Genomic DNA, 12,419 nt, shown 5'->3' with positions numbered 1-12,419 from the left:
CTGCCTGCTGTGCCGAGGTGAGCCGCTGCTCGAGCTCGGCGAAGCGCTGCATGGTCTTCGCCTCGAAGGCCTGGCGGTCCTTATTGAGCCGGCCCTGTTCCTCGCGCTCGGTTTCGTACTGCGCCAGCTTGCGGCCGGCCGTGCCGACCCATTGGTCGACCGGATTGACCTGGGCGCCGGGCGGCATGACGCCCAGGTTGGTCACGCTGCTTGGGGGACCAGCCGTGGCGGCGCGCGCGTCAGGCTTGGTGGGCGTGGAACCCGAGAACGCGAACACCATCCACAGCACGCCAATGCCGCCGACCAGGACCGCCGCCAGCATCGCGTACTGGCGCTGGCGCGGCGTCAGCCGCTCCAGGATGCCGCGCACGGCGCCATTCGATGCGGTACGCCAGTTCATTGCGCACCTCCACGGCGAATCACGTACACGCTGGTGCTGGCGCCGGGCCGGAGGTTGTGGTGCTCGATCGCAATGCCGGCGACCTCGCCCCCGTCACGATCGAACTCCTGTTCGGAAAGTCCCATGGGTTCGGCGCTGACGTTTTGCAGCAGGTACTTCTCCCCGACGAGCCCGCGACCCTCATAGCGGCGGACCAGCGCGAACTTGGCCTCCTGCCAGAGCTGGAGCGGCCGGTGGGTCTCTTCGACCCGGATGTCGGGCGGAACCCGGTCGGAGGCCATGGCGACAAGCAGCGCCTTCATGGCGCGGATGTGGTTCGGCGATGGTGTCGCGGTGGCCTGGGATGCCTTTCCGTGCAGTGCTTTTGGGGTCTTGTCGCGGATGACGATGGTGTCGGCCGGCGTGTCCGCGCGGCGCAGCAGCAGCGTGTAGGTGGCGCTGGCCGACGACACGAACAGGTTGATCGGCTTGCCGCCATCGCCCACCGGGCGGATGTAGATCTCGCCCTTGTCCTTGTCGCACTCGACTACGACATCGCCGGCGGGGTTCGTGACCGGTACGGCTGGCGCCGCCGAAGGCGAGCCGGGCATGGTCGGCAGCGCGGCGCCCGAGCCGCACTGGCTCGAATGGATGTTGCCGAAGACGTCGGTGATCGGCGCGTTCTCGATGCGGATGCGCGTCGGCTCCTTGACCGAGACGATGGCTTCGACGGAGACGCCATCGCTCGCCTCGACGACCTGCAGCGCGTAGGTCGGAAAGCCGAACGAGAGGGCGGTGAGGGCGATGACCCGGCGCGCGGCGGCCGGCAGGGCCGGCATGCGTGTCGTGCGACAGTCGGGGCGGGCGCGGGCCGCGCGTTCTTCAGTTGCTCGCATAGGGGATCTCCTTGAAGCCCTTGAGGTGCATCCGCGCGCCCGCGTAGGCGAAGTCGATGCGGTAGGCCTTGAGTTCATTGGCGGTCTCGTAGCCATTGACGAGCGTGCGCAGACGCCCTCGCACGACGAGGCTTTGCGCCGACTCGCTGGGCACGAGTTGCTGGGGCGAGAAGGACGTGGCGGCGTTGATCCGCTTCAGGCGCTCGGCCTCCACTTCCTGGCGGGTCTTGAGTTCGCCGTACTGTCCAGGCTCGGCGTAACCCAGCAGGGTGTCCTTCTTCCAGTCGATGGTGGCGGGGCTCACGTCGAGCACCAGCCAGGCGATGAAGCTGCCCATCTGCTCGAGGTATTCGGCGCTCGCCTGGTCGCGCGTGACCCAGAAGGTCTTGTTCAGCGAAGGCGGCACGACCACGGTTCGCACCGAGCCCAGCAGGTTGAGGATGACGATCAAGGCCAGGATCTGCCCTGCAGCGAGCGCGCCGACGGCAAGGCCGAGGTGGCGGTTGCGGCGGCGCATCTCCTTGAGGTCGCCATTGAGCCGTTCGAAGTCCATGGCATCCCCCTGTCAGCCCACCATGCGGCGGAGGTGAGAGGGTGGCGTGGCGCGCATGGCCGTCATCGGGTTCGACGGCAGGTGCCAGTACAGCCAGTGGATCGCGTAGGCCGGGTGCTTGTCCGCCTTCAGGCGCGAGATCCAGCGCGAGAGCGCGATCCCCGACGCCATGCAAACGGCGAAGGACATCTTGCTACCGGACATGTAGCCGACGAAGAACATGAACAGCACCGGGGCGGCCACGTCGACGTCCCAGAAGCCGATCTTCCATTGGTCATCGAGGCGCCGGGGGATGTAGGTGTCGGCTCGCATGTCGGTCTCCGGGACGTCGACGCGGGGCTCAGACCACCGCGCCCATGATGGCGCCGGCGATCACCAGGCCGACCGCTCCAAAGATGGCCAGGCCCACGTAGAAGAGGACCGGCCCGAAGTTGCGCAGGGCGGAGAGACTAATGAGGGCGACGACGAAGCCGACGAAGCCGACCAGCGCCTTGATCCCCGGTCCCAGCGCGGAGATCTGCGTGAGCGCGGAGGTCAGAGGCCCGGTGATGCCGGTGAATGCCACCAGGTCCAGCGCATAGCCAGGGAAGGCGACACACAGACCGAGGGCGGCGACGACGAGGAGAAGAATGGCGCCGAGGACGCGCCGTGCACGGGGCCGGTCCGAGGCGGCGGAAGGGATGCGAAGTGTGGCAGTGCTCATGAGCGAACTCCTGAAAATGGATGCGCCTGGGCGCAGGGAATGGAAAGGGCGGGTACGCGGCGGGGTGGGGCGCAAGGCCCTGCAGGTGTGTGCGTGCGGCGCACGGCGGGTGAGGGCGAACTGGCCGGGACTCACAGCGAGGCCTCTGGATCGAGATAAATCGCAACCTCCACGCGGCGATTGCGCGCCCGCCCGGGTGCCTTGTCGTTCGAGGTCACGTAGCAGCACGCACCGGCGGACTCGACCTCGATGCGCGTTGCCGGATCTGGCCGGCGCTCACGCAGGTACGCACTGACAGCGAGGGCGCGGGATCGGGCGAGGGTCTGGTTGACCTGGCTCGGACCGATGGCATCGGTGCGGCCGGTGACGACGATGCGGGCGGCAATTGCCGTGTTTTCGAGCAGGTCGTCCAAAGCCGCGCGGGCCGTGCGCGTGAGCCCCGCATCGCCAAACCGGAAAAACACCGTCAGGCGGACGATGGATTCCTTCGGCGGCGGGTTGTCCGGCTCGACAGCAGGGCGTGACGTGGGTGGATCACCGCCCGACGATGCCGCAGATACAGCGGGGGAGACCGCCGCATTGCCGGAGTCCGGTTTGGCAACCTCGGTGTCGATGGTCTTGCGCGTCACCACCGGACAGTCGGGCATCGTGCAGAGCCGGAACGCTGCGCGGATGCCGTAGCCCTGCTGCGCGATACGCCCGCCGTTGGCGTTCGCAGCGCGGGCTGCCTTTGTCGATGCGGCCTGCGGGACGGCACTGCAGCCCGCCATCGCGCCGACCGCAGCCGCGATGGCGCCGACAATGGACCACTGGAGCGCGTAGTTCATGGCGCCACCCGCACGCCCATACGCAGGGGCTGGATGGATGCGGCCTGTATCGGCGGTGCCGGGCGAGCGCTCGCCCCATTCAATGGGGTCGTTTGCCCAGGGAGACGGTGATACACCTTCCAGGCATAGCGGGCCCGGGCCTGCGTGCAGGCATCACCTTTGAGCCGCGAGCAGGCCGCGTTGTAGGCACCGACCGCATTCCACGTCACGCCATGACGTGCAAATGCGTCCGCCAGCAACCAGGCGCCGACGTTGAGATTGGTACAGGGATCGTACAGATCGGTTTCGCCAATGCCATGACGCGCGAGGCGCGGCAAGTGCCCGCTGTTGATCTGCATGAGCCCGATGTCGTAGGAGCCAGTGCTTGCCCTATGTGCCCGGTTGACCGCCCTGGGATTCAGGTTCGACTCGGTGCGGGCGATGGCGTAGAGCAGCTCGGGAGATACGCCATAGCGCTGGCCGGCATCGCGCCAGCAGGCATGCGCCCACACCGGCTGCAGCGCCAGGAAGGCCAGGACAACGACGAACGAATGGCGCATGACTCACCTCGTGAACGAGACCAGGGAAGCCCACTCGCGTGGGCGACGGGGTCGGGCCTTCTGCCATCGGCAGACGGTCGGGGTCGGGTTCGGGTGAGTCCGGTCGGGGCCGGACGGGGTGGGAAAAATGTGGCGCGACCGCGTCGCGCTCAATCCGTGGCTGGCAGTGGCACGGGGTGGATGCGGGCAGCCATGTTGCGGCGCGCCTGTTCCAGTACAGCGCGCCCGGAAGTGTCCTGGGCGCGCGATAGCGCCACGCAAGCGGTGGTCAGTTGATCCAACTGGAACTTAGGATTCGGATGCCGATTGGCGGGGGAGCGTTGCAGTTCTTGCAGAAGCTCATACTGGCGACGCCACATCGATTCGCGCCGCCTCGGCGTCTGCGGCGGCCGCAGCACGAGTTCGGTACCCAGGAAGCGGAAGATGTGCGCAGGCGCATCGTTGTGGGAAAAGACCAGGGAGACACAGGCGCTGATGAGGTCGGGAAAGCGGAAGGTCGGCGCAATGTTCCGCTCGCTGAGCAGCAGGCCGTAGAGCCATTCGTGCTCCTCGACCCAGAGGCGCGTCTCGACAATGCCCCGCCCGTCGCCGGGGATGAGGGCTATGGAGGGTGCAGGGTGTGTCGTCGGTACCGTGGAGAACATGGCGCTTACCTCGCTTCAATCAATGCAGCTAGCAGGACCAAGTGCATGACTGAAGCGTAAAGACGCGCGTTCGCCGAGTCGCGGCGCAATGAAGGGCTTTTGCGGGGGATATCGCCATTGGGGACCATGGCGAATGGGCCGCCTTGTGCACGCGGCTCCATCTCACGATGGCGGCGTATGTTGGCTAGGAGCGGATGAGCAAATCCTCGGCGGTCTTGCCAACGGCCAACGCATCCTTGAACCAGTTGGGTCGCTTGCTTCGGCCGGTCCAGGTCTTCCCGTTGCCGTCGGTGTACTTGGCAGTCGAAACAACAGATCTGGTCGTTGTTTTCTTGCCTTGCTGGACGAGCGGGCCTTTCTTGGGGCCGTGGCGCACGGTACTGTCGAAGCGATCGGCCGACGTGAGGTTGTAATGGGCGATGGCTGCCAGAAACGCACTCTGCTTCTGCTTTCGGTGGCTTGCCAAGTTCCACCGCCAAATCAATCCAGGCTGAACTGCGGACTCACCGGGAACGTATCCTTCAGCTGGACGGCACTCTCCCGACCGACTCCGACAGGGAACTGCGCACATTCGGCTTCGATGTGCTCACCTTAGCAATGTGGTTGCTTTAGGGCGCAAGCATTGAGAATTGCCGAGGCCCGCCCCGCTTCTTGGACTACGCCGAAATCGGTGCGTCGACAAGCACATTTGACTTCAACCTGCGAATGCGAGAATCAACAAAGTAACCCCCGCCTTCCACGTACCGGAGGTACACCCGCCGGCACGAGCTGCATTCCCAAATCGCGCAACGATTGTAGGGGTAGTAAAGGGGAGCAATCGGTGCGTCGGCTGACCAGATGTTGGTGGTCTCGGGGTGGAACTCCTCAAACGTCGGCTCGCTATAGATGTCCCGGACGAGCGTGCCAATCGCCGTGAGCTGCTGCTCGGGGAAAGATATGGGAACGCTAGTCCATGCGTCGAGCGCCGGAGCGCTGCACCCGCACTCGGCGGTTATCGTGTCGGTCCTGCGTGCCAAGGTCTGCAGGACATCAAAGGGGATATATGAGTCGTTTTCCATGCCGCGTGGTGTTTTTGGTGCAACTTACAAGCTCATACTACGCATCATAGCGGCCTCTGTGACGCAAGGCATGGAAATAAAAAGAGCGCGTCCGGTCGCTTTTGAGTTGCCACCCCCCCAGGGCCCTCTGCAAACATTGAGCAGCGGCCTCTCCCGCTGCGGCCCAGAGAGCCGATGGGCGAGCGACGCCACAAAGTTATCCAGCCGTATGTCAGAAGAGACATCACAAAGATTCCCGCGCATAGGCCGACAAGAATCTCGATGCTGTCCATATAGTTGCATCCTCCATTTATCCATAACGTTGTGTCGACAACCAACGTGTCCTAGGGAGAACCCTTTCTTTTCGTCACCTAATGGAATGAATTTGTTGCTGAAAATGTCACTTTGTGTACTGGATTCAATGGGCAATAATTACTACCTGTACAAGGCAAGGCCCCCGAAATCTGTGTAATTTCGATAACGCCCATATTCCAATGGCAGCTAACGGTGGTCGTGCTCGTACCAGTTCTCCATTGCAGCACTCCCATATTTGCATACCACCGAGAAAGGCTCCTATGTCTGAAATAATGCTGGACCGCCGCCGTTTCTGTGCCCTTGCCGCTGCGATTGGATGCTCAGCGACAGGGTTGTATCGTTTGGCAAACGCGCAGGAGGTCAAGTACTCCGCGGGCAATGAAAGGCCAAAAACGACTGTGCCGGCCGGGGCGACAGACTGTCACATGCATTTCTTCGATAAGCGAGCACCGACGGTGCCTGGCGCGCCCGTATTGCATCCCGACGCGCTGGCCGACGACTACTTGGCTTTCCAACGCCGCATTGGCACGCAACGCTGCGTGGTAGTGCAGCCTTCGGCATATGGCACCAACAATGAAGTAATGCTCGCTGGCATGCAGACTCTTGGCAGCAATGCGCGCGGGGTTGCCGTGGTAAGCGCGGATGTGTCAGACAGCGAATTGCAACGGCTGCACTCGCTTGGCGTGCGCGGTGTTCGGTTCAATCTCGTGCAGGCAGGAGCCATCTCCATAGAGAAAGCTAAGCTCTTGTCTCCCCGTCTAAAGGAAATGGGATGGCACATCCAGTTCTACATGCCCGGCGAGCGCCTCGTAGAAGCATACGAGCTCTTGGCTTCCTTGCCGTCGCCTATTGTCTTTGACCATATGGCACGTATCCCCTTAGAGCAGGGAACCGCTCACCCGAGCTACGCGGCTCTTCGTCGCCTTCTGGACAAGGGCAATGCTTGGGTCAAGCTGTCGGGCGCCTATCTCAGTTCAAAGCAGGGGCCGCTCTATCCCGATGCATCTAGACTGGCGCGAGAGATTGCAAAGACTGCACCAGAGCGCGTGGTTTGGGCTAGTGACTGGCCTCATGCTACAGAGAAAGAAAAGCCAGACGACGCCATCTTGTTTGATTTGCTCTCCGAATGGGTACCAGATGAAGCTGCGCGCCACCGCGTGCTCGTCACCAACCCGGCGGTTCTTTACGATTTTCCAAATTCATGACGGCGAGCCTACGAGTCGCGCCAGTCCGTTCTTTGGCCCCGATAGGACGAGGTTAGGATTGTTCGGGACTGACATCCGCTCGTCTTTGACCGTGGCGTATTCGTCGGGGCGACCATCTAATGGTCGCCCTTTTTTAATACCGGGAAAGGCCACATGGCCTACGCTCGCCTGTGACGGTCGCCGAGCGTCGCGCCTCCGATTTCGTCGGATTGGTGACGTATGGGCCTCACATTCGTGTTATCATTACAAAAATGAATGAGATAGCATCGAAATAAATCTCTTTTTTGGATCTCTGAAATACCGCAAGATTGCTGTCGGGCGACGACAGGCGAGTAGTCAGCGTCAGAGCTCCATCGGGTAGGCGAAAAATGTCCGGAAGCACTCTGACTGCTTGGTCGCCCACTTCTATAAACAGCGACGCCGCAAGGTCATGAGACGCGCAATAGCCCTCAGCAAGATTGAAGCTCTGCATGTCATCGGGTGTTGTGAGGTAGATGACCTTGAGCTCGATTATCCAACGGCGTGGCGTGACGCCGTCGAGCTCGGCCGACTCGGGATGAACCAGGGCATTCGGGTGACCACGAAGGGTACGGAGTATGTGCTCGTTACCTGTCCGAACGCCTTGCTAGCAGGGCTCTCCCTCGAAAAGCGCACCTATCGGCAACGGAATCTCTGTTGCAGCTTCCCAAAAGAAGCTCTTCCTCACGAAGTCTGGAAGGAGCTCCAACGAAAAGCCCGGTTCTTCGGAGACATCCTCGTTGACGGACCGCTCACCGGCATGGTCTTCGACCACCAATGGCAGTGATACGGGCTCCGCTCACGGGCCCGCATGGCGTCGCGCTCAGCGACCCTAGGACTGCTCACCGGGCGCATCGAAATTCGGCATCAAATCAGAGGCAAGTCATGAAGCAGATTAAGAGCATCCTTGTAGCGAACCGTGGTGAAATAGCGATTCGCATTATGCGGACCGCCAGTGAGCTCGGAATACGCACCATCGCCATCTACTCCAATGAGGACAGGTTTGCCTTGCACCGGTTCAAGGCGGATGAGAGCTACATGGTGGGAAAGGGCCTGAAGCCCACGCAAGCCTATCTCGCTATTCCCGAGATTCTGCGCATCGCCAAGGAGGTAGGAGCCGATGCCGTCCATCCAGGGTACGGATTCCTGAGCGAGAACCCCGATTTCGCGGAAGCCTGCGCGAAGGAAGGCATCGAGTTCATCGGCCCTAAGCCCGAGGTCATGCGCACGCTGGGGAACAAGGTTGCGGCTCGTCAGGCGGCTCAGCGCGCGAACGTGCCAGTAATGCCGGCCACCGGCGCGTTGCCCTGCGATATCGATGCAGCCCTCGCGGCTGCAGCCAGCGTTGGCTATCCGCTCATGCTCAAAGCGAGTTGGGGCGGCGGTGGTCGGGGAATGCGAGTCATCGAGACCGCCGATGACCTGCGCCAACAATTCGATGTCGCGCGCCGCGAGGCCAAATCGGCGTTCGGCAACGACGAGGTTTATCTCGAGAAGCTGGTTCGCCACGCCCGTCACGTTGAAGTACAGGTCCTTGGCGACACTCATGGCAACCTCGTACATATGTTCGAGCGTGACTGCTCTATCCAGCGACGGCACCAGAAGGTCGTAGAGCGGGCACCGGCACCCTATGTCTCTGCCAAGACCCGCGAGGGCTTGTGCGGCGCAGCGCTCCGACTGGCAAGCGAGGTCAACTACACGCACGCCGGGACGGTCGAGTTCCTGCTCGATGTCGACACCAATGAGTTCTACTTCATCGAGGTCAACCCGCGCATCCAGGTTGAGCACACGGTTACCGAGCAGGTAACTGGCATTGACCTTATCAAGGCCCAAATCAAGGTCACGGAGGGCGCGTGTATCGGCGATGACGCCTCCGGCGTTCCTGCTCAATCGGCGATTCAGGTCCGCGGACACGCGTTGCAATGTCGCGTGACGACGGAAGACCCTGAAAACGGATTCAATCCGGACTACGGCAGACTGAGTGCGTATCGGACTGGCGCGGGATTCGGTATTCGCCTCGACAGCGGTACCGCATACACCGGCGCGGTCATCACACCCTACTATGACTCGCTGCTGACCAAGGTCACTGCCTGGGCGTCTACTGCGGAAGAAGCCGCACACCGCATGCATCGGGCGCTGCGCGAGTTTCGCGTTCGCGGCGTTTCGACGAACCTTCGGTTCCTCGAGAACGTGGTGTCCCATCCCAAGTTTGTCGATGGCGACTACACCACTCGATTCATTGACACGGAACCGGAGCTTTTTACCTTCGCAAAGCGGCGAGATACCGCCACCAAGCTTCTCCAATATATCGGTGAGGTCACGGTGCATGGTAGCGAGGAGATGCGCGGCCGGAACGTCAAGGCTCGGATGTTCCCTTCGCCGCGTGTCCCTGCAACGCCTCCGGCTATCAAGCCGCCGCGGGGCATGCGCGACAAGCTGGTTGAGCTTGGGCCGGAAGCCTTCTCAAAATGGGTGCTCGAGCAAAGGCCGGTCATGCTCACGGACACGAGCATGCGAGACGCACATCAGTCGCTCTTTGCGACGCGGATGCGCACACGCGATATGTTGGAGATTGCCCCGCACTACGCTTCGAAGCTGGACGGACTCTTCTCCGTGGAATGCTGGGGTGGTGCCACGTTTGACGTGGCCATGCGATTCCTCAAGGAAGACCCGTGGGAGCGCTTGGAGAAGCTCAGAGCAGCGATGCCGAACCTACTCCTTCAGATGCTGCTTCGCGCCAGCAATGCCGTCGGCTACACGAACTATCCAGACAACGTCGTTCGCCACTTCGTGCATCAGGCGGCGGCCTCGGGCATCGACGTCTTCCGCGTTTTCGATTCGCTCAACAACGTCGACAACATGCGGGTCGCGATGGAAGCGGTCCGGGAAACCAGTTCGCTTTGTGAGGCTGCGGTCTGTTATAGCGGCGACCTGTTCGACACGTCGCGCCAATACACGCTGCCGTATTACATCAAGCTCGCCAAGCAACTGCAGGCTGCAGGCGCACACATGCTGGCTATCAAGGATATGGCGGGCCTGTGCCGGCCGGCAGCAGCCAGGGAACTGGTGTCGGCGCTCAAGCAGGAGACCGGACTGCCCATCCACTTCCACACGCATGACACGAGCGGCATCGCCGCGGCTAGCGTCCTGGCTGCAGTCGAAGCAGGCGCAGATGTAGTGGATGGCGCCATCGACGCTTTGAGTGGTCTCACCTCCCAGCCCAATCTCGGGTCTGTTGTCAGCGCTTTGCGTGGCTCCGACCGCGAACCCGCCATCAAGACGAGCGACATCCAGGAAACCTCGCGATACTGGGAAGACGTCCGGGCCTACTACGAGCCGTTCGAATCCGACATTCGGTCAGGCACGTCGGAGGTATATCTGCACGAGATGCCTGGCGGCCAATACACAAACCTGCGTGAGCAAGCTCGAGCGTTGGGCCTGGAGTCGCGATGGGCAGAAGTCGCATCTGCCTATTCCGAGGTGAATCGGTTGTTCGGCGACATCGTTAAGGTGACACCCACGTCCAAGGTGGTCGGCGACATGGCCATCTACATGGTTGCGAACAATCTCAGTGCCGAAATGGTGCTCGACAAGGATGTCCCTATCCAGTTTCCGGATTCGGTGGTCGCACTGTTCCGAGGCGAACTGGGCGTTCCGGAGAGCGGCTTCCCGCGCGACCTGCAGGCCAAGGTGCTGAATGGTGGCCAACCGCTCGCCGGACGGCCCGGCTCGTCGATGACGCCGGTCGATTTCACTGCCACCCGGGAGTCGGTCAAAGAGTTGTTGGCGCGCGAGCCGTCTGAGAATGATGTTGCGGCTTACCTGATGTACCCGAAGGTCTTCACGAGCTTCATCCAGACGCGAAAGACCTATGAAGACGTGTCTGTCCTTCCGACACCCGTGTTCTTCTACGGCATGCAGGAAGGTGAGGAGGTCGCGATTGATATTGCTGCCGGTAAGACGCTGATTGTCCGTCTACTCGGAAAGTCCGCTGCCGATGAGGACGGCCAGGTCAGGTTGTTCTTCGAGCTGAACGGTCAACCTCGTCTGGTACGCGTCAGCGCAAAGCCCGGAGAGAAGAAGGCGCTCAAGCGACCGCTTGCGCAAGAAGGCAATCCGCTTCACATTGCGGCGCCCATGCCGGGCTCCGTTGCTTCGCTACTGGTGAAAGTCGGAGACCGCATCAAGGCGGGGCAAAGCGTCCTGTCGCTCGAAGCGATGAAAATGGAAGTGACCATTCCTGCCGAAGTTGAGGGCGAAGTTGAAGCTGTTCACGTCAAGCCCGGTGACCTGGTAGATGCGAAGGAACTGCTCATCGCACTGAAGCCGGTCTAATGCCGGAAGCGGAGCCGCTGCAACGGCGGCTCCCGCTCCGGAAAATCACCCCGGCTGCAGCAGGAGTTTGCTGAAGTCGCAGTGCGTTGCGGCGAGTTGGGCTATTTTGGCCGTCAACGCGTATGCGTGGTCGGCACGGTACATGGCCACATACTCGATAGGCGGGAGCGGAGGGTCGGTCTCAATTTCCTGCAGGGTTCCATCCTCGACAAGGTAATGGACGCACTCCCTAGGTAGGTAGCTGACACCAATGCCAGATAGTGTGAGTCCAATCTGCGCGACCAAGTTGTTGCTCGTGAACCCCTTCGCCGCGTTCACGCCATGCTCCACCAGGAAGCGGCTGTAGGTAATCCCCGTGCCAGATAGATCCCCTTGGCTCAGCAAGGAGAAGCTGGATATCTCGGGCAGTGGGATTCTCTTCTGGGGAGGGGCCATCGCAGGCACACACATCCAGGCGTTTTCCACGAAAGCCAGACGCGTTGATACGAACCGTTCCGTCACGCTTGCACCCGGGACGATGATGAAATCAATGGTCTGCGCGGCGAGCCGCTCCCTCAGCGTCGCACCGAGCTCGACTTCGGCCTCCACGATGACGCGGGGGTACTCCTTCTTGATGGCGGCCACCAATCGAGGTAACCAAGTCAACGCAGTCAGTTCGGTCACCCCGAGGCGAAAGCGCCTGACCAGCACCTCTTTCGCGCTCAAGCGTTCAACCGCTTCGTCTCGCTTCTCGAGCAGCTCTTTGGCGTAGAGGTAGAGCTCCTCACCTTTCTCGGTGAGTTTTGCCGTGCGTTTGCTGCGGTCGAACACCTCCAGGGAGAAGGTCTGCTCCAGTTCCTGAACGCGCTTGGAGATGGCCGACTGGCTTGCGTTGAGCTTGTTCGCTGCCGCCTCGAATGATCCCAGCTGGACGATCCAAAAGACCGCCTCAACTTGCTTGAAAGTGAGCATAAATTCACAGGGTCAAA

Annotated in this window: 12 protein-coding genes and 1 pseudogene; 3 read left to right on the top strand and 10 right to left on the bottom strand. The window is 61.7% G+C overall.

Features of this window, described 5'->3' with window-relative positions; translation table 11 throughout:
- The 9 genes and pseudogenes from P3W85_RS45120 to P3W85_RS45080 all read right to left on the bottom strand — a co-directional run.
- Nucleotides 1–400: pseudogene (locus P3W85_RS45120) on the bottom strand (conjugal transfer protein TraB); the annotation flags it as partial.
- Nucleotides 397–1,275, bottom strand: coding sequence for a type-F conjugative transfer system secretin TraK (locus tag P3W85_RS45115; RefSeq protein WP_276269621.1), 879 nt, complete (start codon nt 1,273–1,275; stop codon nt 397–399). The pseudogene P3W85_RS45120 and the gene P3W85_RS45115, both read right to left, overlap by 4 nt.
- Nucleotides 1,262–1,828 carry a type IV conjugative transfer system protein TraE gene (traE, locus tag P3W85_RS45110; protein WP_276269620.1) on the bottom strand — a complete coding sequence of 189 codons (567 nt, stop codon included), beginning with the start codon at nt 1,826–1,828 and terminating at the stop codon, nt 1,262–1,264. Before traE ends, P3W85_RS45115 begins: the two co-directional genes overlap by 14 nt.
- A 12-nt stretch (nt 1,829–1,840) precedes the next feature.
- Nucleotides 1,841–2,140 carry a type IV conjugative transfer system protein TraL gene (traL, locus tag P3W85_RS45105; protein WP_276269619.1) on the bottom strand — a complete coding sequence of 100 codons (300 nt, stop codon included), beginning with the start codon at nt 2,138–2,140 and terminating at the stop codon, nt 1,841–1,843.
- A gap of 28 nt (nt 2,141–2,168) precedes the next feature.
- Entirely contained in the window at nt 2,169–2,531 is a 363-nt protein-coding gene (locus P3W85_RS45100) for a hypothetical protein (protein ID WP_276269618.1), read from the bottom strand.
- Between the two features lie 131 nt (nt 2,532–2,662).
- Complete coding sequence (locus P3W85_RS45095) at nt 2,663–3,358, bottom strand: OmpA family protein (protein WP_276269617.1); 696 nt, start codon at nt 3,356–3,358, stop codon at nt 2,663–2,665.
- Nucleotides 3,355–3,897 carry a lytic transglycosylase domain-containing protein gene (locus tag P3W85_RS45090; protein ID WP_276269616.1) on the bottom strand — a complete coding sequence of 181 codons (543 nt, stop codon included), beginning with the start codon at nt 3,895–3,897 and terminating at the stop codon, nt 3,355–3,357. Before P3W85_RS45090 ends, P3W85_RS45095 begins: the two co-directional genes overlap by 4 nt.
- Before the next feature lie 149 nt (nt 3,898–4,046).
- The gene (locus tag P3W85_RS45085) at nt 4,047–4,541 is read right to left on the bottom strand and encodes a hypothetical protein (RefSeq protein WP_276269615.1); all 495 of its coding nucleotides are present in this window, start codon (nt 4,539–4,541) and stop codon (nt 4,047–4,049) included.
- Nucleotides 4,542–4,725: 184 nt separating this feature from the next.
- Entirely contained in the window at nt 4,726–5,007 is a 282-nt protein-coding gene (locus P3W85_RS45080) for an H-NS histone family protein (RefSeq protein WP_276269614.1), read from the bottom strand.
- A 1,311-nt stretch (nt 5,008–6,318) separates the two neighbouring features.
- Here P3W85_RS45080 and P3W85_RS45075 point away from each other — a divergent pair.
- From P3W85_RS45075 to P3W85_RS45065, 3 genes are all read left to right on the top strand, one after another.
- Nucleotides 6,319–7,098 carry an amidohydrolase family protein gene (locus P3W85_RS45075; protein WP_276269613.1) on the top strand — a complete coding sequence of 260 codons (780 nt, stop codon included), beginning with the start codon at nt 6,319–6,321 and terminating at the stop codon, nt 7,096–7,098.
- A gap of 391 nt (nt 7,099–7,489) precedes the next feature.
- The gene (locus P3W85_RS45070; RefSeq protein WP_276269612.1) at nt 7,490–7,903 is read left to right on the top strand and encodes a PHA-granule associated protein 4; all 414 of its coding nucleotides are present in this window, start codon (nt 7,490–7,492) and stop codon (nt 7,901–7,903) included.
- Nucleotides 7,904–8,001: 98 nt separating this feature from the next.
- Nucleotides 8,002–11,451: a pyruvate carboxylase gene (locus P3W85_RS45065; protein WP_276269611.1), complete on the top strand. Its 3,450-nt coding sequence runs from the start codon at nt 8,002–8,004 to the stop codon at nt 11,449–11,451.
- Between the two features lie 45 nt (nt 11,452–11,496).
- Here the strand turns inward: P3W85_RS45065 and P3W85_RS45060 are convergent, their stop codons facing one another.
- Nucleotides 11,497–12,402 (bottom strand): LysR family transcriptional regulator, encoded by a 906-nt coding sequence (locus P3W85_RS45060; protein ID WP_276269610.1) that lies wholly within the window; start codon nt 12,400–12,402, stop codon nt 11,497–11,499.
- Between the last annotated feature and the right edge of the window lie 17 nt (nt 12,403–12,419).

It is taken from the genome of Cupriavidus basilensis (genome assembly GCF_029335485.1).
GTDB lineage: Bacteria > Pseudomonadota > Gammaproteobacteria > Burkholderiales > Burkholderiaceae > Cupriavidus > Cupriavidus basilensis_E.
Note: the sequence above shows the minus strand (reverse complement) of the source record. Positions and strands in the feature narration are given on the sequence as shown.